The sequence below is a fragment of the Saccharothrix deserti genome (genome assembly GCF_009769385.1).
GTDB lineage: Bacteria > Actinomycetota > Actinomycetes > Mycobacteriales > Pseudonocardiaceae > Actinosynnema > Actinosynnema deserti.
Genome location: NZ_VKAB01000002.1, coordinates 500,274 through 523,310 on the forward strand (window position 1 = coordinate 500,274; position 23,037 = coordinate 523,310).

At 69.9% G+C, this 23,037-nt stretch carries 18 protein-coding genes and 1 pseudogene; 12 read left to right on the forward strand and 7 right to left on the reverse strand.

Annotated features, from left to right (window positions below):
- Positions 1–118 precede the first annotated feature (118 nt).
- Genes FM051_RS16995 through FM051_RS17005 form a run of 3 tightly spaced genes read left to right on the forward strand, consistent with a single transcriptional unit; the run spans position 119 to position 4,157 of the window.
- Entirely contained in the window at positions 119–1,186 is a 1,068-nt protein-coding gene (locus FM051_RS16995; RefSeq protein WP_158843987.1) for a quaternary amine ABC transporter ATP-binding protein, read from the forward strand.
- The gene (locus tag FM051_RS17000) at positions 1,183–3,147 is read left to right on the forward strand and encodes an ABC transporter permease (RefSeq protein WP_158843989.1); all 1,965 of its coding nucleotides are present in this window, start codon (positions 1,183–1,185) and stop codon (positions 3,145–3,147) included. The genes FM051_RS16995 and FM051_RS17000 overlap by 4 nt, the downstream gene beginning before the upstream one ends.
- Before the next feature lie 26 nt (positions 3,148–3,173).
- On the forward strand, positions 3,174–4,157 hold the full coding sequence (locus tag FM051_RS17005; protein ID WP_158843991.1) for an ABC transporter substrate-binding protein: 984 nt from the start codon (positions 3,174–3,176) through the stop codon (positions 4,155–4,157).
- 96 nt (positions 4,158–4,253) lie between these two features.
- Here FM051_RS17005 and FM051_RS17010 read toward each other — a convergent pair whose 3' ends face one another.
- Both FM051_RS17010 and FM051_RS17015 read right to left on the reverse strand, forming a co-directional pair.
- Entirely contained in the window at positions 4,254–4,988 is a 735-nt protein-coding gene (locus tag FM051_RS17010) for a GntR family transcriptional regulator (protein ID WP_158843993.1), read from the reverse strand.
- A gap of 1 nt (position 4,989) precedes the next feature.
- On the reverse strand, positions 4,990–5,538 hold the full coding sequence (locus tag FM051_RS17015) for a GntR family transcriptional regulator (protein ID WP_158843995.1): 549 nt from the start codon (positions 5,536–5,538) through the stop codon (positions 4,990–4,992).
- A 281-nt stretch (positions 5,539–5,819) separates the two neighbouring features.
- Between FM051_RS17015 and FM051_RS17020 the strand changes: the two genes are divergently transcribed.
- The 7 genes from FM051_RS17020 (at position 5,820) to FM051_RS17050 (ending at position 14,252) form a co-directional block, all read left to right on the forward strand.
- Positions 5,820–6,107, forward strand: a complete 288-nt coding sequence (locus FM051_RS17020) for a hypothetical protein (protein WP_158843997.1) — start codon at positions 5,820–5,822, stop codon at positions 6,105–6,107.
- 77 nt (positions 6,108–6,184) lie between these two features.
- Complete coding sequence (locus FM051_RS17025; RefSeq protein WP_158843999.1) at positions 6,185–6,928, forward strand: phosphotransferase; 744 nt, start codon at positions 6,185–6,187, stop codon at positions 6,926–6,928.
- Positions 6,929–7,115: 187 nt separating this feature from the next.
- Entirely contained in the window at positions 7,116–9,533 is a 2,418-nt protein-coding gene (locus FM051_RS17030; RefSeq protein ID WP_158844001.1) for a GcvT family protein, read from the forward strand.
- A gap of 2 nt (positions 9,534–9,535) precedes the next feature.
- The gene (locus FM051_RS17035) at positions 9,536–10,747 is read left to right on the forward strand and encodes a sarcosine oxidase subunit beta family protein (RefSeq protein WP_158844003.1); all 1,212 of its coding nucleotides are present in this window, start codon (positions 9,536–9,538) and stop codon (positions 10,745–10,747) included.
- A 22-nt stretch (positions 10,748–10,769) separates the two neighbouring features.
- Positions 10,770–11,021, forward strand: coding sequence for a sarcosine oxidase subunit delta (locus FM051_RS17040; RefSeq protein WP_158844005.1), 252 nt, complete (start codon positions 10,770–10,772; stop codon positions 11,019–11,021).
- Complete coding sequence (locus FM051_RS17045) at positions 11,018–13,768, forward strand: 2Fe-2S iron-sulfur cluster-binding protein (protein WP_158844007.1); 2,751 nt, start codon at positions 11,018–11,020, stop codon at positions 13,766–13,768. Before FM051_RS17040 ends, FM051_RS17045 begins: the two co-directional genes overlap by 4 nt.
- Positions 13,758–14,252 carry a sarcosine oxidase subunit gamma gene (locus FM051_RS17050; protein WP_158844009.1) on the forward strand — a complete coding sequence of 165 codons (495 nt, stop codon included), beginning with the start codon at positions 13,758–13,760 and terminating at the stop codon, positions 14,250–14,252. Before FM051_RS17045 ends, FM051_RS17050 begins: the two co-directional genes overlap by 11 nt.
- 7 nt (positions 14,253–14,259) lie before the next feature.
- Here the strand turns inward: FM051_RS17050 and FM051_RS17055 are convergent, their stop codons facing one another.
- The 3 genes from FM051_RS17055 to FM051_RS17065 form a co-directional block, all read right to left on the reverse strand.
- A complete protein-coding gene (locus tag FM051_RS17055; protein ID WP_158844011.1) occupies positions 14,260–15,750 on the reverse strand; it encodes a flavin-containing monooxygenase in 1,491 nt (496 codons plus the stop codon).
- Positions 15,751–16,058: 308 nt separating this feature from the next.
- Entirely contained in the window at positions 16,059–17,663 is a 1,605-nt protein-coding gene (locus FM051_RS17060) for an SLC13 family permease (protein ID WP_158844013.1), read from the reverse strand.
- A 110-nt stretch (positions 17,664–17,773) separates the two neighbouring features.
- Positions 17,774–19,198, reverse strand: a complete 1,425-nt coding sequence (locus FM051_RS17065; protein ID WP_158844220.1) for a M1 family metallopeptidase — start codon at positions 19,196–19,198, stop codon at positions 17,774–17,776.
- Between the two features lie 73 nt (positions 19,199–19,271).
- On the opposite strand from FM051_RS17065, the pseudogene FM051_RS51785 reads away from it, so the two are divergent.
- Both FM051_RS51785 and FM051_RS17070 read left to right on the forward strand, forming a co-directional pair.
- Positions 19,272–19,637, forward strand: a pseudogene (locus FM051_RS51785) (hypothetical protein); the annotation flags it as partial.
- Complete coding sequence (locus tag FM051_RS17070; RefSeq protein ID WP_158844015.1) at positions 19,547–20,005, forward strand: hypothetical protein; 459 nt, start codon at positions 19,547–19,549, stop codon at positions 20,003–20,005. The pseudogene FM051_RS51785 and the gene FM051_RS17070, both read left to right, overlap by 91 nt.
- Here FM051_RS17070 and FM051_RS17075 read toward each other — a convergent pair.
- Both FM051_RS17075 and FM051_RS53170 read right to left on the reverse strand, forming a co-directional pair.
- Entirely contained in the window at positions 19,993–21,330 is a 1,338-nt protein-coding gene (locus FM051_RS17075; protein ID WP_158844017.1) for a polysaccharide lyase family 7 protein, read from the reverse strand. The genes FM051_RS17070 and FM051_RS17075 overlap by 13 nt on opposite strands.
- A 138-nt stretch (positions 21,331–21,468) precedes the next feature.
- The gene (locus FM051_RS53170; protein WP_158844019.1) at positions 21,469–22,905 is read right to left on the reverse strand and encodes a glycoside hydrolase family 16 protein; all 1,437 of its coding nucleotides are present in this window, start codon (positions 22,903–22,905) and stop codon (positions 21,469–21,471) included.
- Positions 22,906–23,037 lie beyond the last annotated feature (132 nt).

A 23,037-nucleotide genomic window follows, 5' to 3' on the forward strand; every position in this document is an offset into this window, starting at 1 on the left:
AACCGGCTCGAAACACCCGCACCCTTGACGCTCGACCCTTGTGCGGTCGATTCTGTTCCATCAAAAGAAGCGCAGTGCACGATACGCAACACGGAAGCACACCCGGAAGAGGTGAACCGTGGCCGCACCGCCCGAACTGGCCGAGCCCACGACGACCGTGAAGACCGAACCCGTGATCTCCGTGCGCCGACTGTGGAAGGTCTTCGGCCCCAAGGCCGAACGGGTGCCCGGATCGCCCGAGCTGTCCGCCCTGTCGCGGCGCGAGCTGATGGACAAGACCGGGTGCACCGCCGCCGTGCGCGGGATCGATTTCGACATCGCGCCCGGCGAGGTGTTCGTCGTGATGGGACTGTCCGGCTCCGGCAAGTCCACCCTGGTCCGCTGTCTGACCCGGCTCATCGAACCCACCGCGGGCGAAATGGTGTTCGAGGGCGAGGACATCCTCGCCGCCGACCCGCGCCGGCTGCGCGAGCTGCGCCGCAGCAAGTTCTCCATGGTGTTCCAGCACTTCGGCCTGCTGCCGCACCGCCGGGTGATCGACAACGTCTGCTACGGCCTGGAGATCCGGGGCGTGCGCAAGGCCGACCGGCTCGAGCGCGCGCAGGAGGTCATCGACCTGGTCGGGCTCGGCGGCTGCGAACGCTCCTACCCCGACCAGCTCTCCGGCGGTATGCAGCAACGGGTCGGGCTGGCCCGCGCGCTCGCCGGCGACCCGGACGTGCTGCTGTTCGACGAGCCGTTCTCCGCGCTGGACCCGCTGATCCGGCGCGACATGCAGAACGAGGTGATCCGGCTGCACCGCGAGGTCGGGAAGACGATGGTCTTCATCACGCACGACCTGTCCGAGGCGTTGAAGCTGGGCGACCGCATCCTGATCATGCGCGACGGCAAGGCCGTCCAGTCGGGCACCGGCGAGGAGTTGGTCGGCGCGCCCGCCGACGACTACGTGCGCGACTTCGTCCGGGACGTGCCGCGGGCCGACGTGCTCACGCTCAAGTGGATCATGCGGCCGGCGCGGCCGGACGACGTGCTGGACGGTCCGGAGTTCGGGCCGCACGTGGTGGTGCGCGAGGCGGTGCGGGCGGTGCTCGCGGCCGACCGGCCGGTCAAGGTCGTGCGGGACGGCGAACTGCTCGGCGTCGTGGGCCACGAGGAGATCCTCGCCTCGGTGGCGGGTGAGGGATGACGGCACTCGCACTCCCCCGCGTCCTGGCGCGGCGCCCGAGCCGCGGTGTGCTGCTGATCGCCGCGCTGGCGGCGTTCCTGGTGCTGTGGGTGGTGCTGCGCGGGCTGCACACGCTGTCGCTCGGCGCGTCCCAGCTCACCCCGTTGCACCACGCCGTCAACGACTTCAACGACGCGCTCGGCGCCGGCCGCAACACCAACCCGCTGTTCCTGTACTTCTTCAACGAGATCCGGCTGGTCGTCGACGAGTTCGTGACGTTCGTCCAGGCCGTGATCGCGCAACCGGCGTTCGGGCGGCCGGTGCCGCTGATCGGCTGGCTCGGCGTGGTCGCGATCGTCGGTTACGTCTCGTACGCCGTGGCCAACTGGCGGGTGGCGCTGCCGGCCGCCGCGGGCTTCGCGTTCCTCGGCCTGCAGGGGCTGTGGCAGGAGAGCATGGACACGCTGGCGCTGACCCTGTCGGCGGTGGTGATCGCGCTGCTGTTCAGCCTGCCGCTGGGGATCTGGGCCGGGCTGTCCGACCGGTTCAACCGGTTGATCACGCCGGTGCTGGACTTCATGCAGACGATGCCGACGTTCGTCTACCTGGCGCCGCTGACCCTGATCTTCCTCATCGGCCCCGCCTCCGCCACGATCGCCACGATCGTCTACGCCGCTCCCCCGGCGATCCGGTTCACCGCGCACGGCATCCGCTCCGCCCCGCACGACACCGTCGAGGCCAGCGAATCCCTCGGCGCGACGAGGAGGCAGACCCTCGTCAAGGTGCTGCTGCCCGCCGCCAAGCGCACCATCGTGCTGGGCATCAACCAGACGATCATGGCGGCGCTGTCGATGGTCACCATCGCCGCGCTGATCGACGCGCCGGGCCTGGGCAAGACGGTGGTGAAGGCGTTGCAGACGCTGGACGTCGGCACGGCGTTCAACGCGGGTCTGGCGATCGTCGTGATGGCCATCGTCCTGGACCGGGTCACCACCGCGGCCGGCGCCCGCGCGGAACGGGCGCGCCTGGACACCCGGCCCACCTCCACGCTGGTGCGCCGGGTCGTCCTGATCGTCGGCGGCGCGCTGACGTTGGTGGCGGTCTGGTTCTCGACCACCTACCTGTGGGCGGCGGAGTTCCCGCCGGACGTGTCGGTCGGCCCGGCGATCGCGCAGGCCGCGACGACGGTGACGGACTGGGTGCAGACGAACCTGTCGCCGGTCACCGGCGGCATCAAGGACGTCGTCACGCTCGTGCTGATCGACCCGTTGCAGATGCTGCTGACCGAATCGCCGTGGTGGCTGTTGGCGGCGCTGGTCGTGGCGGTGTCGGCGCTGATCGGCTCGGCGCGCGCGGCCCTGGTCTCGGCGGCGTGCCTGTTGCTGCTGGTGGGAACGGGGTTGTGGGCGGACGCGATGGCGACCCTGGCGTCCACCATCGTCGCCACGGCGATCGTGATGGCGCTCGGGGTCGTGGTCGGCGTGTGGATGGGCCGCAACCAGATGGTGGACCGGGTGCTGCGGCCGGGCCTGGACGCGGGCCAGACGATGCCCGCGTTCGTCTACCTGGTGCCGTTCCTGGCGTTGTTCGGCGCGAGCCGGTTCACCGCGATCGTCGCGGCGGTCGTGTTCGCCGCGCCGGTGGCGATCAAGGTCGTGGCCGACGGCATCCGGTCGGTCTCGCCGACCACGGTCGAGGCGGCGACGGCGGCCGGGTCGAGCACGTGGCAGCTCATCACCAAGGTGCAGCTGCCGATGGCCCGGCACGCCCTGACCCTGGCCACCAACCAGGGGCTGATCTACGTGTTGTCGATGGTCGTGGTCGGCGGTCTCGTCGGCGCCGGCGCCCTCGGCTACGACGTGGTGGCGGGCTTCTCCCAGGCACAGCTGTACGGCAAGGGCCTCGCGGCCGGGGTCGCGATCGTCCTGCTCGGCGTGATGCTCGACCGTCTCACCCAGGCGGCGGCGCGGCGCTCCCAGTGATTTTTTTCGAACGGGTTGGAGGCCAAGTGACACGGGACAAGTGGGTTCGCGCCGTCCGCCAAAAAGTGTGGATCAGCGCGGTCGCGGCGGCGCTGGCGCTGTCGGGGTGCGGTGGGGCCAAGATCGGCGAGACGTCGTCCCAGGGCGGTTCGGGGAACTGCGGCGAGTTCAAGATCGCCATCAACCCCTGGGTGGGTTACGAGGCCAACGCGGCGGTGTTGGCGTACGTGGCGGAGAAGGAACTGGGCTGCAAGGTCACCAAGAAGGACCTCAAGGAAGAGGTGGCCTGGCAGGGCTTCGGCACCGGCGAGGTCGACGCGGTGGTGGAGAACTGGGGTCACGACGACCTGAAGAAGAAGTACATCGACGAGCAGAAGACCGCGGTGTCGGCCGGGTCGACCGGGGTGCAGGGGCAGATCGGCTGGTACGTGCCGCCGTGGCTGGCCAAGGAGCACCCGGACATCACCGACTGGAACAACCTGAACAAGTACGCCGACCTGTTCAAGACCTCGGAGTCCGGTGACAAGGGCCAGCTGCTCGACGGCGACCCGTCGTTCGTCACCAACGACGAGTCCCTGGTCAAGAACCTCAACCTGAACTACAAGGTGGTCTACGGCGGCAGCGAGACCGCGCTGATCCAGGCGTTCCGGCAGGCGGAGCAGAACAAGACGCCGGTCATCGGCTACTTCTACTCGCCGCAGTGGCTGTTCGCCGAGATCGAACTGGTCAAGGTGAAGCTGCCGCCCTACACGGCGGGGTGTGACGCCGATCCGGAGAAGATCGCCTGCGACTACCCGGACTACGACCTGGACAAGATCGTGGCCAAGAAGTTCGCCGACGCGAACGGGCCGGCGTTCCAGCTGGTGAAGAACTTCCAGTGGACCAACGACGACCAGAACCTCGTGGCGAAGTACATCGCCGAGGAGAAGATGTCGCCGGACGCGGCGGCGAAGAAGTGGGTCGACGCCAACGCCGACAAGGTGAAGGCGTGGCTGCCGGCCACGTCCTGAGTGGACCCTCGTAGAGAGGGACGCAGTGAGGGGTCTTCCGCACTCGCGGAAGACCCCTCGCGTCATGCTCGTCGAAGAACTGCCGCAATCAACCCGTCAACTCGACTCGTCCGTCGCAAGTATTGATTGACGGTAGAGCAGTTCATACAAGTGACCGCCCTTGATGAGAACTGAAACCTCGACAGGTCGATTACCCTCGGAGTAGACGACTCGAAACTGACGGATCACCGGCACTTCGTCCGGAAGGTCCAACATTTCCAGCTCTTCAGTTGTCGGCTGGCGCACTGACAATCGATCAGCGAACTCCCGCTGAGGATGTCCGAGACCGGCCAGCACGTTCGGAGCCCCGCCGCGAATCTTTCCCCGTCCCGCGAGCGGCGTATCGGTCGCCAGCTCGGCCGGGTAGTACGACCAGGAGATTTCCACTGGTTCGTCATCGTGCAACAACAATCGATGACGGAGGATCACCTTCTGACCTTCTCGTACGTTGAGCGCTTCGGCCACGTCGACCGGCGGCGTCACCTCTGCAACATCGAGAAGTCGGTAAGAGTATCCACGTGGAGCCGGAGCAAAGTAGTTGGCGACCTCAACGATAAAGGGATGCCGCTCACGCACGTACACACCCTTGCCAGGGTGACTGCGCAGAAATCCTTCATCCTTGAGCACAGCCAGCGCCTTTTGAATCGTCGGATTGGACGCCGCGTAGCGCTGAACGAGCTGAGCCGTAGACGGCAACTGGGCATCAGGGGCCAGCTCACCGCTCATGATCTGAGCCCGGATGGACGCCGCCACCTGTTGGTGCAGCGGGCGACCATCACGGCGCTTGGCCATCTCATTCCCCGATCGTGAGTCGATACCGCAGGTGTCGGCCTGCGGCAAGCATGGTCATAACGCTGACCTCGACAGGCCGACCGTCGGTCGTAGTAGCGACCCTGAAAAGGACGATCACCGGTTCGGGTCCGACAAGACCGAGAAGACGCTGTTCGTCATCAGTGGCGAGCTGCGCCGACACATCCTCATCGACATAGCGCAACTCATAGCCGAGATCGGCCAGCAGAGTCGGCGCACCACCTGGGATCTTCCGGGCCTCTGCGAGACGGGTCCCGCGGGCAACCGCCGTCGGGTAGTAGGAGTCCGTCAGCTCAACAGGCCGTCCGTCAAGGAGCATCACGCGCCGACGTACCACGACCGACTCACCAGCGGACACCCCGAGGGCTTCCGCCACAGCCGGCGGTGGCTCGACCTCTGCGACTTCGCGTAGCCGCTGCGAACCCGCACGGCCGTAGGACGCGGCCTCTTGGGTCCACGCGTCCCGGTCACCCCGTACCCGCGGCTTCACGTAGTCCGTCGAGACGCTCACCCACGTGTCATTGCTGGTCACGAAGCCTCCTCAGCGCTTCAGGCGTTGCGCGGACGCCGTCACCCGTCTAGCCGAACTCTACCCGTAAGGCTTTACGGTTCACCGCCCACCAACCTTGCAACTGTTCGCGAAGTGCTATACGGTTTGCAACCACAGCGACGAGCGCGTCCAGACGAACGTCCGACCGCAGCGGCGAGTTGCCGGAGCCGGCCGCGGCCGAAGGCCCGCCTCACTCTGCTCCCGGAGGTGAAGAGCATGGAAATGGTCGACGTGATCACCAGTACGAGCCTGGACCTCCCGCGATGACCGCCACCGTGGACATGGACTCGAACCTGCTCGAAGAGTGGCTCGACTACATCGCCAGGGATGGCTGGGCCTTCGCCTACTGGCCTGACCGGGAAGCCCCTCTCGCGATGATCGCCTACCGGGAGTGGCGCGGGCTCGGCCTGACCGACGTCGTCGCGCTGATCGACCAGGAGCTCGCATTCGGCTACCGCGCGCTCGTGCGGTCCGGAGAAGACTTCCTCAAGCGCCCTGCGCCGCCGGAGACCTACATCGTCGTGATTGGGACGGCTTGCCAGTCGGCGTGAGGCGAGCCGTTGAGCACAGGACCGGGGCGGCGCTGGCGGCGGAGTCGCCTGTCGGAGGTCGGAATTCCGAGTTGGCGGTGACGCTGTCAACCGGGTCCGGTCGGGTGTTCTGCAAGGGGATCACGACGGGTTCGCCGTTGGCGCGGATGCATCGCAGCGAGATCACCGTGAGCCCGTTCCTGCCCGAACGGCTCGCTCCGCGCCTGCTGTGGCATGTCGAGGCGGACGGTTGGCTGCTGCTCGCGTTCGAGCACGTCTCCGGGCAGCACGCCGACCTGTCCCCTGATTCACCGGACTTGCCTGCCGTCGCGGACGCGGTGGAGGAGATCAGCCGCGTCTCCGCGCCCCCGGCTTCCATCGCACAGCGCTCGATGCCCGAGCAGTGGGCACGGGCGCTGAAGACGGAGATCGAGTCTCCGCCGCCCCCTGATGCCGCCCCGTGGTCCGCTGCGAACGCCGACCTACTCGTCACGTGGGCCGCCCGCTCGCCCGCGCACATGGGCGGTTCGCACTTGATCCACTCGGATCTCAACCCGGCGAACTTCCTCGTGTCGGACCGGGCACGCGTGATCGACTGGGCTTGGTGGCGGACCGGTGCGGCATGGGTTGATCCGGCCTTCCTGGTCATCCGACTCGTGGCCGACGGCCATGGTCCCGAACAAGCGGAGAAGTGGGCCCGGCAGTTCGACGGCTTCGCCGACGCGCCACCGGACGCGATCACCGCGTTCGCCGCATCCGTGCTCCGCTTGTGGGAGCGCAGGTTCGCGGGCACCCCCGCCACGAACGCGGCTCGCCGTTGGGCCCGGTACCGGGTGGCGTAAGTCTGCGCCGGTTCCCGCCCGCGGCAAGCCCTCTCCAGGTCGGGGAGGGCTTGCCGCGTTGTGCGCCCGGCACGGGGTGATCACGATCCTCAGGCGGACAGGGTCTTGACACAGCTCACCCCGGAAGCAACGCTTCTGTTGCGTAGCCTGCATGCTGTTGCGAATAGCGCACCCCTTGGAGGATGGCATGGTCGGACCCCGGGTCGTGGTGGTCGGAGCGGGCGTCGTCGGGGCGGCGTTGGTCGACGAGCTGTCCGCCCGCGGCTGGGACGACATCACCGTCGTGGACCAGGGGCCGCTGCCCGCGCCCGGCGGGTCGTCGTCGCACGCGCCCGGCCTGGTGTTCCAGACCAACCCCAGCAAGGCCATGGCCGAGATGGCGCGCTACACCGTCGACAAGCTCAACACCCTGTCCGTCGACGGCGAGCCGTGCTTCCTCCAGGTCGGCGGTCTGGAGGTGGCCACCACGCCCGAACGCCTGACCGACCTGCACCGCCGACACGGCTGGGCGACCTCCTGGGGCATCGACGCGGCCGTCGTGGACGCGGACCGGTGCCTGGAGCTGATCCCCATGCTCGACCGCGACCAGGTCCTGGGCGGCCTGCACGTGCCGACCGACGGCCTGGCCAAGGCGGTCCGGGCGGTGGACGCGCAGATCGGCCGGGCGCGGTCGCGCGGCGTCAAGGTGCTCGACCGGACCGAGGTTCTGGACGTCCTCGTCGAAGGCGACCGGGTCACCGCCGTGGTCACCGACCGGGGCGAGCTGCCCGCCGACGTCGTGGTGTGCTGCGCCGGGATCTGGGGTCCCAGGATCGCCCGGATGGTCGGCATGACGCTGCCGCTGGTCCCGCTGGCCCACCAGCTCGCGTGGACGGGGCAGGTCGCACCGCTGGCCGGCCAGACGACCGAGGCGCGGCGGCCGATCCTGCGGCACCAGGAAGCCGACCTGTACTACCGGGAGCGGTACGACGCGATCGGCATCGGCTACTACGGGCACCGCCCGATGCCGGTGTCCGTGGACGACATCCTCGGCGTGGACGCGGCGGACGTGATGCCGTCCGTGATGCCGTTCACCGAGGAGGACTTCGCCGAGGCGTGGCGGCAGACCCACGCGCTGCTGCCCGCCACCCGTGAGGCGAAGATCGAGGAGGGCATCAACGGCCTGTTCTCCTTCACCACCGACGACATGCCGCTGCTCGGTCCTTCCCGCGAGGTGAAGGGGTTCTGGGTCGCCGAGGCCGTCTGGGTGACCCACTCCGCCGGTGTCGGCCGTGCGATGGCCGAGTGGCTGGTCGACGGCCACTGCTCGTCGTTCGACCTGCACGAGTGCGACGTGAACCGGTTCGAGGCGCACCAGGTCGCGCCGAAGTTCGTCGTGGAGCGTGGGTGTCAGAACTTCGTCGAGGTCTACGACATCAAGCACCCGTTGCAGCCCATGGAGGAGCCGCGGCCGTTGCGCGCCAGTCCGTTCCACGTCCGGCAGCAGGAGCTGGGCGCGGTGTTCCTGGAGGCGAACGGCTGGGAGCGCCCGCACTGGTACGAGGCGAACGCGGGTCTGGTCGAGGGCCGGGACATCCCCGAGCCGGACGAGTGGGCGGCGCGGTACTGGTCCCCGATCGTCGCCGCCGAGGCGCAGGTGACGCGCGAGGCCGTGGCGATGTTCGACATGACCGCGCTCAAGCGGCTGGAGGTCACCGGCCCTGGCGCGGCGGCGTTCCTGCAACGCCTCGTCACCGGTGACGTGGACAAGTCCGTCGGGTCGGTCACCTACTGCCTGCTGCTCGACCACGACGGCGGCATCCGCAGCGACGTGACGGTGGCGCGGCTGGCGCGGGACGTCTTCCAGGTCGGCGCGAACGGCGCGCTGGACCTCGACTGGCTGCACCGCCACCTGCCCGCCGACGGCACCGTGCAGGTCCGCGACATCACCGCGGGCACGTGCTGCGTCGGCGTGTGGGGGCCGCGCGCCCGCGATCTGGTGCAGCCGTTGACGGACCTGGACCTGACCGCGTTGAAGTACTTCCGGGGCGCACGCGGGTTCGTCGGCAACGTCCCGGTGACCGCCCTGCGGCTGTCCTACGTGGGCGAGCTGGGCTGGGAGCTCTACACGACCGCCGACATGGGCCTGAAGCTGTGGGACACGCTGTGGGCGGCGGGCGGGGAACACGGCGTGATCGCGGCCGGGCGCGGGGCGTTCAACAGCCTGCGGCTGGAGAAGGGCTACCGGTCGTTCGGCACGGACATGACCTACGAGCACGACCCGTACGAGGCGGGGCTCGGGTTCGCGGTGAAACAGGCCAAGCCGGAGTTCGTCGGCCGGGAGGCCCTCGCGGCCCGCGAACCAACCAGGAAGCTGACGTGCCTCACGCTGGACGGGCACGTGCTCGGCAAGGAGCCCGTGTACGACGGCGACACGCCCGTCGGGTACGTCACCAGCGCGGCCTACGGCTACACCGTCGGCACCGGCATCGCCTACGCGTGGCTGCCCGCCGACCTGGCCGAGCCCGGCCGCACGCTCCACATCGGCTACTTCGACCGGCGCATCCCGGCCACGGTCGCCGAGGAGCCCTTGTTCGACCCCAAGATGACGCGGCTGCGAGGGTGACGATGACACTCCCCGAACACCCCGAACACCTGTGGCGCGACCCGGACCCCAAGCCGTCCTACGACGTGATCATCGTCGGCGCGGGCGGTCACGGCCTGGCCACCGCGTACTACCTGGCGCGCAACCACGGCATCACCAACGTGGCCGTGCTGGAGAAGGGGTGGCTGGCGGGCGGCAACATGGCCCGCAACACCACGATCATCCGGTCCAACTACCTGTGGGACGAGAGCGCGGCGATCTACGAGCACGCGCTGAAGCTGTGGGAGACCCTGCCCGAGGACCTGGACTACGACATCCTGTTCAGCCAGCGCGGCGTGCTCAACCTCGCGCACACGCTCCAGGATGTCCGCGACTCCGTCCGGCGGGTCAACGCCAACAAGCTCAACGGTGTCGACGGCGAGTGGCTGACGCCGGAGGAGGTCGCGAAGGTCTGCCCGATCCTCGACACCTCCCCCGACACCCGCTACCCCGTGCTCGGCGGCACCTGGCAGCCGCGCGCGGGCATCGCCAAGCACGACCACGTGGCCTGGGCGTTCGCCCGGCGCGCGGACGCGTACGGGATCGACCTGATCCAGCACTGCGAGGTGACCGGGTTCCTGCGGGACGGCGACCGGGTCGTGGGCGTGGAGACCAGTCGCGGTCCGATCCGGGCGGGCCGGGTCGGGCTGGCCGCGGCCGGGCACTCCAGCGTGCTGGCCGACACGGTGGGGCTGCGGCTGCCGGTGCAGAGCCACCCGTTGCAGGCGTTGGTGTCCGAGCTGCTCGAACCGATCCACCCGACCGTGGTGATGTCCAACCACGTGCACGTGTACGTGAGCCAGGCGCACAAGGGCGAACTGGTCATGGGCGCGGGCATCGACACCTACAACTCCTACGGGCAGCGGGGCTCGGTGCACGTGATCGAGGACCAGATGGCCGCCGCGCTGGAGCTGTTCCCGATCTTCGGGGGCGCCCACGTGATCCGGACGTGGGGCGGGATCGTGGACACCACGCCGGACGCGTCGCCGATCGTCGGACTCACCCCGCTGGAGAACCTGTTCGTCAACTGCGGCTGGGGCACCGGCGGTTTCAAGGCGACACCGGGCGTCGGCTGGGTGTTCGCGCACACCATCGCGACCGGCGAGCCGCACCCGTTGAACGAGCCGTTCAACCTGGAGCGCTTCACCACCGGAGCGCTCATCGACGAGCACGGCGCCGCCGCCGTCGCGCACTGAGCCGCACAGAAGGAGCCTGGCGATGCTGCTGATCAGATGCCCCTGGTGCGGTGAGCGCGAGGAGACGGAGTTCCACTACGGCGGTCAGGCGCACGTCGCCTACCCGCCGGACCCGGAGGCCATGACCGACGCGGAGTGGGCGGAGTACCTGTTCTTCCGGGACAACCCCAAGGGCGTGTTCGCCGAGCGGTGGGTGCACTCGGCGGGCTGCCGCCGCTGGTTCAACACCCTGCGCGACACCGTCACCAGCGAGTTCGTCGAGGAGGCGCGATGAGACTGCCCAGTGGTGGACGGGTCGACCGGTCCGCGCCGGTGCGGTTCACCCTCGATGACGTCGAGTACACCGGGTTCGCGGGTGACACGCTGGCGTCGGCGATGATCGCCAACGGTGTGCTGACCGTGGCGCCCTCGCTGTACCTGCGGAGACCGCGCGGGATCGTGACCGCCGGCATCGAGGAGCCCAACGCCCTGGTGCAGGTCGACGGCGAGCCGTCGTTGACGGCGACGACGGTCGAGCTGGTCGACGGCCTGTCCGCGTCGACGTTGAGCGGGATCGGGCGGCTGGAGCCGGGGCCGGCAGCGGTGCACGACGAGAAAGCCGTGCACGACAAAAAATATGCGCACACCGACGTCCTGGTGGTCGGCGGCGGACCGGCCGGGCTGGCGGCGGCGCTGGCCGCGTCCTCGGGTGGGGCGCGGGTGATGCTGGTGGACGACCAGCCGGAGCTGGGCGGCAGCCTGCTGTCCGATGCCTCGCCGTCGCCGTGGGTGGCCTCCGCCGCAGCGGAGCTGGCTGCACGGCCCGAGGTCCGGGTGCTGTCGCGGGCGACGGCCTTCGGCTACTACGACAGCAACTACGTGCTGGTGGCGCAGAAGCGGCGGCTGTGGCACGTGCGGGCGCGGCGGGTCGTGCTGGCCACCGGGGCGCACGAGCGGCCGATCGTGTTCGGCGACAACGACCTGCCCGGCATCATGTCGGCCTCCGCCGTGCGGACCTACGTCAACCGGTACGCCGTGCTGCCGGGACGTGAGGTGGTCGTGCTGACCGCCGACGACAGCGCCTACGCGACGGCGTTCGACCTGACGGCGGCGGGCGCGAACGTGGTCGCGATCCTCGACACCCGCACCGAACCACCGGCCGACCTGGCGGCGCGCGCGATGTCGCTGGGCATCACGGTGTCGCCCGATCAAGTGGTGCGGAGGGCCTCGGGTTCATCGCGGATCACCGGTGTGTCCACAAGGGATGGATGGCTGGACTGCGACCTGCTGGCGGTGTCCGGCGGGTGGAATCCGGTGGTGCACCTGTTCAGCCAGTCGCGCGGCACGGTGCGGTGGGACGACGGGCTCGCCGCGTTCGTCCCCGACGTGGCGGCGCAGGCGAACCGCGTGGTCGGCGCGGCCAACGGTGTGTACGACCTGGCCGACTGCCTGGCCGAGGGCGCGGCGGCCGGTGGCGAGGCCGCCGAACTGGTCGGATACCCCGGTGCGGCCCCGGAACTGCCGTCGGTGGCACGCCGGAACGCCACTCCCCCGGGCCCGCTGTGGCAGGCGCCCGACGACCCGTCGCGGTGCTTCGTCGACCTGCAACGGGATGCGACGGTGGCGGACGTGCTGCGCGCCACCGGCGCCGGGATGCGGTCGCCCGAGCACGTCAAGCGGTACACCACCATCGGCACCGGCGCGGACCAGGGCAGGACGTCGAACGTGGTGGCGCTGGGCGTGATCGCCTCCGCGCTGGGCCTGGACTCCCCGGGCGAACTGGGCACGACGACGTTCCGCGCGCCGTACGCGCCGGTGTCGTTCGCGCTGATGGCCGGGCGCAACCGCGGCGCGCTGCACGACCCGGTGCGCACGACAGCGATCCACCCGTGGCACGTCGAGGCGGGCGCGGTGTTCGAGGACGTCGGGCACTGGAAGCGGCCGCGGTACTACCCGCACGCGGGCGAGGACATGGACGCCGCCGTGCTGCGCGAGTGCCACGCCGCGCGCACGGGGGTCGGCGTGCAGGACGCCTCCACGCTCGGCAAGATCGAAGTGGTCGGCGCGGACGCGGGCGAGTTCCTCAACCGCATGTACACCAACGCGTTCAAGAAGCTCGCGGTCGGCTCGGCACGGTACGGGATGATGTGCAGGGCCGACGGCATGGTGTTCGACGACGGCGTGACCATGCGGCTGGCCGAGGACCGGTTCTACGTCACGACCACGACCGGCGGTGCGGCACGGGTGCTGGACTGGTTCGAGGAGTGGGCGCAGACCGAGTGGCCCTCGCTCGACGTGAAGTTCACCTCCGTCACCGAGCAGTGGTGCACCGTGGCGGTCGTGGGGCCGAAGTCGCGTGCGGTGATCGGCCGGTTGGCGCCGTCGTTGGACGTGTCAGCCGAGGCGTTCGGGTTCATGACGTTCCGGGACACGGTGCTGCACAACGGAATCCCTGCCCGGATCGCGCGGATCTCGTTCTCCGGCGAGCTGGCCTACGAGGTCAACGTCGCGTCGTGGTACGGGTTGGCGGTCTGGCGGGCGGTGCTGGAGGCGGGCGCGGACTTCGACATCACGCCGTACGGCACGGAGACGATGCACGTGCTGCGGGCCGAGAAGGGGTTCCCCATCGTCGGGCAGGACACCGACGGCACGGTGACGCCGCACGACCTCGGCATGTCGTGGATCGTGTCGAAGCAGAAGGACTTCGTCGGCAAGCGCTCGCTGCGCCGGCCGGACGCGGTCCGCCCGGACCGCAAGCACCTGGTCGGCCTGCTGCCGGTCGAGCCGGACGTGGTGCTGCCGGAGGGTTCGCAGCTCATCGCGCCCGGCACGCCGTTGACGCCGCCCGTGCCCATGCTCGGGCACGTCACGTCGAGCTACCGCAGTGCCGTGCTGGAGCGCAGCTTCGCACTGGCCCTGGTCAAGGGCGGACGCGACCGGATCGGCGAGACCGTGCTCGCGCCGCTGGGTGATCGGCTGGTCGAGGCGACGGTGACCGAGCCGGTGTTCTACGACAAGGAGGGGGCGCGCCGTGACGGTTGAGTCCTTGCGCCGCAGTCCGCTGGCCGACCACCCGCTGGTCTCCGGTAGCGGCGTGCGGCTGGTGGAGATCCCGTTCCTCACCGCGGTGAACGTGCAGGGCGCGCCGGGCTTCCCGACGCCCCCCGCCAGCGGCGTCGCCGCGTGGGGCGAGCGGTCGGTGTTGTGGCTAGGGCCCGAGGAGTGGCTGGTGGTCGGGCCGGACGGCGACACGTTCGACCTACCCGGCGGTGTGGACGTGTCGGCCAACCGGACCACGATCGAGCTCAGCGGACCGAACGCGAGGGACGTCCTGGAGAAGGGCTGCACCCTCGACCTGCACCCACGGGCGTTCGGCGCGGGCCGCTGCGCCCAGACCACCCTGGCCCGGTCGCAGGTGCTGCTGTGGCAGACGTCGAACGCCCCGGTGTACCGCCTGATGGTGCGCGGGTCGTTCGCGCACTACCTGGCCGACTGGCTCACCGACGCCGCCCAGGAGTACCTCTAGAGCGGGCCTAGGAGTTCCGTGACGTGCCCCGCCTCCGAGTCGCCGAATTTGCCCTCGTCAGGCCCTTGTAGCGGTGTGCGACTCCGCCTGGAAGCAGATATTCGGCCGGCAGGTTGCCGGCGCGGCGGGATGGCAGCCCCATGTCGTGCATGAGCTCGTCCGCACAGTGGATGTCGTAGGGACCGAAGTCGTAGCCACCGGAGCCTGGAAGCACCTGCTCCTGCCAGGCCAGGCGAGCATCGACGGCCTCCTGCATCTCCTGCTCGCTCGGGGTGGTGCGCAGTGCCACCCGGAAATGACAGGCCAGCCAGTGCGCGGTGAGTTCCACGCCCATGATGTTGTTGAAGACCTGCCGGAACCCGACGAACCCCAGCCGGTCGGCGCCGGGTGGCACGATGCCCCGGTAGAGGCGCATCCGCCCGGTGGAGTCGTGCACCCGCACCTTCGGATCCAGGAACGGGAAGACTTTGTGGTGGCCGGTGGCGAACACGATGACATCCGCCGGCACTTCCTCGCCGGTCGCCAGTCGCAGCCCCTTGTCGGTGTACGCCTCGACAGCACCGACCTCGGCGGCGATCAAGCCGCGGCGGACGGCCCGCACGTAGCCACGTGGCATCACTCCGGCGTGTGCCAGGTGGAAGGGGAGCGTGTGAGTGGGCCGCAGCTGCCTCGGCAGCCGGTACAGCCCCGTGGAAATCAGCATGTCGCGGGTGATGAGCCACCACAGACCCCGCTTGACCCGCTCGTTGATGCGGTCGATCGGGCGGACACAGGCCGGATCGTGGTAACGGGGCAGGAGCGCCTCACCGAGCCGGGTGAACAGGATCCACTTGTAGCCGACCAGACCGAGCACGAGCCGTTCGGGGATCATCCAGTTCACCTTGCGCTGCACGATCGTGGCTGAGGTCGCCTCGTGCGCGGCGCGGGTGATCAGGTCCAACGCGGACTTGCCGCCGCCCACGACGACCACGCGCCGGCCGGTGAACGTCTCGGCCCGCACCTCGTTGGAGTGCAGCACGGTCCCGCTGAACAACTCACGGCCGGGCAGGTCGGGCACCTGGACGTGATGATGAGCCCCGCTGGCGACAACGACGTAGTCGAATGTTTCGCGACGAACCCGCGCCGCCTGGTCCCCGGCGGGCCGGGAGTCGACCGACCAGCCGGAGGCGCCCACCCGCCCGAGCCCGTCCACCGGCCGGATGGAGATCACCTCGGTGCCCGGTCGGAGGCGGTCGAGCACACCGAAGGTCTCGGCGTAGTCCTCCAGGTAGCGCTGGGTGTCCACCGCGCCGGCGAAGTGCAAGCGGTTGGGCAGGTCCGCGAACTCGAAGAGGCGGAGCGCGGACTGGTTGGCCAGCCCGTCGTAGCAGCCCCCTGGTGACCAGATCCCGCCGACCCGCTGGTACTTGTCGAAGACCGTGACGTCGAAGCCGTTCTCCAACAGCACCTTGGCGGTGACGATTCCCGCGGGGCCCGCCCCGACAACACACGCTCTCATAGGCTGCCACTCCCCGGGGTGATCGGCGCATCCAGCACGCCCATCATCCCGGTCGCGGACCCCCATGCCCAGCGACGTGATCAGGACACGGGACACGGTGGGCATGACAGCCACGTCGGGCAGCCACAGCAGGCAGGCAAGCCGGCCCGCCAGTCAGGCCGGCTGCGAGAGCAGCGCGTCGGTCGTCTGCGCGGTGGACGCGGTGCCGCCCACGTCGGCCGTTCGGGAGGACCTGGCGGGCGGGCCCGATCACCTCCGGCCGATGCCGTCGCCCGGGCGCACCGCGACGCGGTGCGCCGTCCCGGCCATCAGGCGCCGATCCCGAGCAACGCGACCATCGCGGGCAGGCCGAGCAGGATCAGGATCGCGCCGATCACGTCGAAGGAGATGCCCGACCGGATCATCTTGGTGATCGGCACCGCGCCGGAGCCGTAGACCACCGCGTTCTGCGGTGTCGACACCGGCAGCATGAACCCGAACGACGCGGCGAACGTCGCGGCCAGCGCGGGCACGAACGGGTTGGCCCCGGCGGCGACCGCGATCGGGATGATGATCGGGACCACCACGGCCGCCGACGCCGTGTTGCTGGTCGTCTCCGACACCACGATCGCCAACACGACGGCGAAGATCGTGATGGGCACGACGCTGCTCAGGCCGAGCGCGTCGGAGGCCGTCTCCCCCAGGGTCCTGGCCAGGCCGGTGCTCGCCAGCAGCGAGCCGAAGATGATGCCGGTGCCGAACAGCAGGATGGTGCCCCAGTCGATCTCCGCGGCGTCGCGCCAGCGCAGCGTGAACTCCCGCTTCGGCCAGTCGGTCGGCAGCAGGTACAGCAGGGACGCGCCGAGCACCGCGACGACGCCCTCGTCGAGCCGGTCGCTGATCGCCGCGTAGACGTCCGAGTCGTTGCCCGCCACCAGCGCGACGATGCCGGGCACGATCCACAGCGTCACGGTGACCCCGAAGGCGACCAGGGTGTTCTTCTCCGCGCGGGACAGCGGGCCCATGGCCGCACGCTCTCCCGCGACGTAGTCCGAGACGCCCTCGATGCGCCGGATCTCCGGCCGGTTGAGCAGCAGCAGGACGACCGCCAGCGCGACGAACATGAGCGCGCAGATCGGCAGCGCGGTGGCCGTCCACTGGGCGAACGAGATCCGCTCGCCGGTGGCCTCTTCGATCAGCCCGCGACCGATCAGGTTCGGCGGGGTGCCGACCGGTGTCAGCAGACCGCCGACGCTGGCGCCGTAGGCCAGCATGAGCATGATCGCGGTGCCGACCCGCAGCCGCAGCGGGTCGAAGTCGGCCGCGACCATGCCCCTGTCCTGCAACAGCTTCGCGATGACGCCGAGGATGCCCAGCGCGGTCGGCAGCAGCATCGCCACCGTGGCGGTGTTGGACACGAACGCGGACAGCACGCAGGTGATGCCGCCGAATGCGACGATCACCCCCGTGGCCGAGCCGCCGACCCGGGGCAGGGCGAGGATCCGGAACGCGAACCGGCGGGCCAGACCGTGCTTGAGCATCGCCTGGGCCAGGATGAACGCGCCGATGAACGTGAAGATGGTCGAGGACCCGAACGGGCGCAGCGCGTCGTCGGGCGGCACGACGTTCAGCAGGACGATGAACGCGACGCCGATGAGCCCGCCGACCGGGATCGGCACCGCCTCGGTGATCCACAGGACGATGACGCCGAGGAGGATCCCGCCGAGCGTCTGCTGGTTGCCCGGGATGTCGAGGGGCAGGGCCAGGAAGACGATCGCGACGAGCGGCGCGAGCCACAGCCCGACCGTGCGGCGGGCGCGCTCGAACTTCTCCTCGGCGGGGGTGAGCCGCTGCTCCCCCAGGCCGCGGTAGGTCGCGTGACCGAGCAGGGCCTTGTCGACGTCGGTTCGGTTCGTGGGCTGTTCGTCCGCCATCGTGACCTCCCGTCGATGCACCACCAGCCTGACACCGGTGGCGGTCACCGGCCACCCGTGCGCCGTGCACGGGTCCCGGCGACCGCCGACCGGCGGATCGGCTCAGCGCGTCAGCGGCGGTGGATCTGCCGGAACGACACCGGCTCGGCGGTGGCCGCCGCGGCCGTCATCACCACGGGCTTGCCCGCGCTGAACACCCAGGTGCGGAACAGGGTGTCCAGGTCACGCCCCGCCACCTCTTCGGCCAGCGCGGCGAACTCGGCCGACGTGCCGTTGCCGCGGGCCTTGCGCTCGGCCCACGTGCGCAGCGTCCGGAAGAACACCGCGTCGCCGACCTCGGTCCGCAACGCCTGCAACGCCAGCGCGCCGCGCTCGTGCACCGCCGCCCCGTACTGGTACTGAGGCGTCGGGTCCGCCACCGCCACGTCCCACACCTCGTGATCGGCCGCGTAGTAGTTGTACGTCCAGTTCGCGAGCTCCCGCGCGGTGCCCTCGCCGTTGGCCTCGGACCAGAGCCACTCCGCGTAGGTGGCGAACCCCTCGCTCAACCAGATGTCGCTCCACCGGCTCATGGACACCGAGTTGCCGAACCACTGGTGCGCCATCTCGTGCGCCACCACGTACGTGTTCGGCCCGTTGCGGAACACCCACGCCGGGTACGACGGCCGGGTCTGGGTCTCCAAGGACGACGACGTGTACGGCGTGACCAGACCACCCAGGTCGGCCATCGGGTACGCGCCGAACTTGCCCTCCAGGAACCGCACCACCTCGGGCGTCCGCTCCACGCTCTGCTGCGCCGCCGTCCCGCTCAACGCGGTCGAGTAGGCGTTCAGGACCGGCTTGCCGTCCGCCGTGGTGGACCGCCGGAGGTCGAACTGCCCGATCGCCAGGAACGTCGCGTACGTGGTCTGCGGCGTGCCGCTGTACCAGCCCCACGTGACCCGGCCGTCGTTCTGCGGGTACGTGCCCAGCAGCTCGCCGTTGGAAATGGCCTCCACCCCGGCGGGCACCGTGATGGCGACGTCGTAGGTGGCCTTGTCACTGGGGTGGTCGTTGCTCGGGTACCACCACGGCGACATCGACGGCGCCGCGATCGCCAACGCCCCGTCCGGCGTCCGCTTCCACATGGTGACGGGCACGTCCGCGTGCGTGTCCGAGGGCGAAACCGAGTACCCGACCGTCACGAACACGTTCGTCCCGGCGGGCACGTCGCCACCCGTGCCGACCAGCAGCTCCTTGTGGTGCTGCGCGAAGCCGCCCTCCCGCCCGTCCACCTTGGTCCACCGCACGGGCAGCGCGAAGTCGAAGTAGACCCCCGACAACTCCCGCGTCGTGGTCAGCAGGACCGTCGTGTAACCGGACACCACGTCCGTGGCGGGGTCGTACTCCAGATGCACGTCGTAGTGCTTTACGTCGTAACCCCCGTTGCCCGCACCGGGGTAGTACGGGTCTCCCAATCCGGACGGGCCTGGCTCGCCCGCGTGCGCCGGCACCGCCGCGAACACCAGCGCCGCGACGACCAAGCCGGACAACATCGCTCTCACTTGTGGTCCTCCTCCGCGAGGGGAGTTCGTGCCCCCCTCACGGACGAAGACGCGTCGACCGGCGATCCTGTTGCTCGTCCGCCACGATTGCGAACGGCTGCCTTCGGCGTCACGAAGTGCATTCCGGTTCCCGGCGGCACCCGGTCCTCTGTGGACGTTCAGGCGACGGGGAAGACGCGACGCTCGCCACCGGCCGCAGCGACTTCCGTCGGCACCAGCGGGTTTCACCGGTCGCCGGCACGAGCTGGCCACGTTGACCGCCGCCCTGGACGCCGGGAACGACGAGGGCGCGTCCGTGGTGATCTCGGCGATCGGCGGGCCGGGTGGCGTGGGCAAGACGTGGCTGGCGTTGCACTGGGCACACCGCCACCTCGACCGGTTCCCCGACGGCCAGCTGTTCGTGAACCTCCGCGGCTTCGACCCCGCCCCCTGCCGGACCGGGAGGCCGCGCTGGAGTGGTTCCAGGCCGAACACGCCAACCTGCTGGCCACACCGCACATCGCCGCAGAGCTGGGCCGGCCCGACGTCGCCTGGCACCTGACCGAGGCCCTCGGCTACTACCAGCAGGCCCGCGACCTCTTCCACGACGTCGGGCACACCTACGCGGAAGCGAGCACGTCCGACTGGCTGGGCCACACCCACACCGCCCTCGGCGAACACGACCAGGCCCGCCGGGCGTGGCGGCGCGCCGTGCGGCTGTACCGGGCGAAGGGCTTCACCACCGATGCCGAGGCGGTTCAACGCCGCCTCGGCACCAGTAGCGCACCCCCTCGCGCTCACGTCGTTCAGGGCGCGTAGACCACGATCTCCAGGACGGAAGTCCAGTCGTTCGAGGTGTTGCCGTAGCCGACGACTCGGAGGTAGCGGGCTTTCGCGTCCGCGAAGTCGTAGTTCTCGAACCCGGCTGTGCCACCGCTGCTGTCGCGCCGCGGGAGGGCGGTGGTCCACTCCTCGCCGTCGACGGACGTCTGGAGTTCGAAGGTCGCCTTCCTGGTGTCGCCCTTCGACCAGGCGATGGCCGTCGATCCGGCGTCCACCGCCCGACACAGGTCCAGCCGCAACCAGACGCCGTCGCCTTCGTCCGACCACCGCGTGGTCATGTCACCGTCGATGGTGTTCTCCGGCAGGTTGCCGTCGTCGTCGCTGGCCCACGTGTCGCACACCTCCAGCTTGCCGCCCGTGGACGGCGGCGGAGTGGTCGTGGGCGGCAGGGTCGTCGTGGTGGTGGGCGGCAGGGTCGTGGGCGGCACGGTCGTGGTGGGCGGCGGAGTGGTCGTGGGCGGCGCGGTCGTGGTGGACGGCGCGGTCGTGGTGGGCGGCACGGTCGTGGTGGGCGGCACGGTGGAGCCGTGGGTCACGCGCACGTCGTGGACGACGACCTGGCCGTAGTTGCTGCTGCTGCACGGCGAGGAGTTGGTGCAGTTGGCCTGGGTGTAGGCGCCGGCCTTGAAGTAGGCGGTGGAGACGGACTTGTTGAGCTTCGTCTGCAGCACGCCGTTGTAGTAGGCCTCGATGACACCGCCGCGGGCGATGAACTTGGCCTCGAACCGCGTCCCCAGCTGGTAGTTGTCGGTCACCAGCTTGTGGTGGGCGTTGTCGCCGTCGGTCACGTAGAGCTTCGTGCCTTCCAGCCGGAAGACCGTGACGTCGTCGTCGCCACCGTGGATCTGGCCCGCCACCAAGTGCGACTTGCCGGCGGGCAGGTTCGTGATGGTCTGGTCGACGACCATCGTGTGCACGCCGGACGTGGTGGACCAGGCGGCCTTCGAGCCGTCGCGGTTCACCTCCCGCAACTCGGACCGGGGGTACTTCGAGCCGCTCGTGGTGACCCCGTTGACCGCCGAGCGGAACCGGATGCCGTCACACCCGTTCGCGACGAACCACGGGTCCACGCGGAACGTGTCGAGCTGCGGTTGCGTGACCTCGTCCACCGAGCCCTGTGATCCGGTGGGGAGTTGGATCTTCCACATCGACAGGTCCACCACGTCGGCCGGGTACTCGCACGCCGCCGCGGTCGGAGGTTCGGCCGCCGTGCCGCCACCGGGCGCCGCGACCGCGACCGCGACGCCGGACAGCGCCACCACCACCATGGCCGACACACCGGCCACTTTCCTTGCGTACATCGTTGTCCTCTCGAAAACGCACACCTGGATCGTCAGTGGTGACGAATCCGCGGAAGACCCAGGTTGGCGCACACCGGGCACCCCGGTGTGCGCCGTGTCCGGTTGATGCCGTGCCCGATTGACGCCGTGCCCGGTCGATCAGTAGTAGACGCGGACCCAGTCGACCTCGAACACCGCCGGCCGCAGGCCGCCGTCACCGGTGAAGTTGTCCAGCTGGATGTTGAGGTGGCCCGACGGCATCGCCTGGATGTCCGCCCGACCGTCCGGGCCCGCGCCGCCGGACAGGCGGAACCACTCGACGCCGTCGACGTAGCCGACGAGCGCGGTGGGGCTCCACTCGAAGGCGAAGTTGTGCCACTGGGTCATGTCGACCGGGCAGCTCTCGCGGTAGACCTTGTTGTCGTTCGGGCTCTTCGGGTAGTGCAGGAACGCCGACAGGCACTGCTCGTCGGGGTTCGAGTACTCCACCCAGTCGTACTCGCCGTCGATCAGCCGCTTCCCCGAGGTCGGCCAGATCAGGTGCAGCGGGTGGTACAGGCCGCCGGACGCGCCGGTGTTGCGCGAGCGGGACCGGATCTCCCACTTGCCGTACTGGCGGTCCAGCTTCTGCCTGAGCCAGCCGGTGTCGCCGTTCGCCTCACCGGTCATGGTCATGATCCCGCCGGCCACCGCGGAGTTCTTCGCGCAGCGCCTGCCGTTGCCGGCGTGGCCGTCCCAGCAGCCCTCCGTGCCGCCCACCGTGCCGCTGGGCGTCGCCCACTTGGCCGGGTCCACCGGGCCGGTGTAGTCGAACTCGTCCGAGATCGGCTGCGGCGTGCCCCAGCCGTGGCGGACGGCGGCCTGCGTCTGGTCGCCGGGCTGCGTGGTCGTGGTCGTCGGCCCCGTCGTGGTGGTCGTGGTGGTGGTCGGGTTCGTCGGACCGGTCGTGGTCGTGGTGGTCGGGCCGGTCGTGGTCGTCGGGCCGGTCGTGGTCGTCGGCTCTGTGGTGCCGGTCGGCGTGGTCGTGCCCGCGCGGTAGTCGCACGCGGTCGCCCGGAAGCTCGCGCCGGTGGCGGTGTACTCGTGGTCGCTGAGCACGTTGGCGCGCACCGCGCCGGCCGGCGTGGTCAGCTCGGCGGCGACCCGCGTCCAGCCGGTGGTCGCGAACGACACCCACGGGCCGTCGACGTGGCCGATGTACCCGCTGTTGTCGCCCTCGGGCGTGGAGTACCAGTCGACCTCCACCCGGGCACGACCGCTCTGCGTGGCCGCGACGTCGTAGGCGAAGGTCCACCGCTCGCCGGCCTTCACGGGCTGCTGCGGCAGGTAGAGCGACGGGTTCGCCACCGCGTTGTTCTGCTGCGCGTAGGCGAACCTCGCGGACTGGTGGTCGGTGACGGCCTCGCGGACCGGGGCCGTGCCGCGCAGCGGCCCCCACTCCGCCAGCGTCTTGTTCAGCACCGGGTTGTTGCACGTCGACACGTTCGTGCCGGTGCCCGCCGGCGGCTGCGCCACCGACACACCACCCAGGACCAGCGCGGTCGCGACGCCGACGACGCCTCCCCCGACGATCCATCGTCTCCGCTGAACGGCCATGGACTGCTCTCCCTGTGATCGTGGACGTGCCAAGCCACCGGAGCATGGAGCCCTCCGCTGAACGCGCGCTGATCGCCCGCTGACCGCCGAGGTCACGCGGCCGGACCAGGCGAATCAGCGCACGTTCAACGC

Excerpts from the sequence above, each read along its gene's own strand:
- FM051_RS17000 (WP_158843989.1), top strand. The coding sequence starts at position 1,183 with ATGACGGCACTCGCACTCCCCCGCGTCCTGGCGCGGCGCCCGAGCCGC.
- FM051_RS17010 (WP_158843993.1), bottom strand. The coding sequence starts at position 4,988 with ATGGCCAAGCGCCGTGATGGTCGCCCGCTGCACCAACAGGTGGCGGCG.
- FM051_RS17020 (WP_158843997.1), top strand. The coding sequence starts at position 5,820 with ATGACCGCCACCGTGGACATGGACTCGAACCTGCTCGAAGAGTGGCTC.
- FM051_RS17030 (WP_158844001.1), top strand. The coding sequence starts at position 7,116 with ATGGTCGGACCCCGGGTCGTGGTGGTCGGAGCGGGCGTCGTCGGGGCG.
- FM051_RS17035 (WP_158844003.1), top strand. The coding sequence starts at position 9,536 with ATGACACTCCCCGAACACCCCGAACACCTGTGGCGCGACCCGGACCCC.
- FM051_RS17040 (WP_158844005.1), top strand. The coding sequence starts at position 10,770 with ATGCTGCTGATCAGATGCCCCTGGTGCGGTGAGCGCGAGGAGACGGAG.
- FM051_RS17045 (WP_158844007.1), top strand. The coding sequence starts at position 11,018 with ATGAGACTGCCCAGTGGTGGACGGGTCGACCGGTCCGCGCCGGTGCGG.
- FM051_RS17055 (WP_158844011.1), bottom strand. The coding sequence starts at position 15,750 with ATGAGAGCGTGTGTTGTCGGGGCGGGCCCCGCGGGAATCGTCACCGCC.
- FM051_RS17060 (WP_158844013.1), bottom strand. The coding sequence starts at position 17,663 with ATGGCGGACGAACAGCCCACGAACCGAACCGACGTCGACAAGGCCCTG.
- FM051_RS17065 (WP_158844220.1), bottom strand. The coding sequence starts at position 19,198 with ATGTTGTCCGGCTTGGTCGTCGCGGCGCTGGTGTTCGCGGCGGTGCCG.
- FM051_RS17075 (WP_158844017.1), bottom strand. The coding sequence starts at position 21,330 with ATGTACGCAAGGAAAGTGGCCGGTGTGTCGGCCATGGTGGTGGTGGCG.
- FM051_RS53170 (WP_158844019.1), bottom strand. The coding sequence starts at position 22,905 with ATGGCCGTTCAGCGGAGACGATGGATCGTCGGGGGAGGCGTCGTCGGC.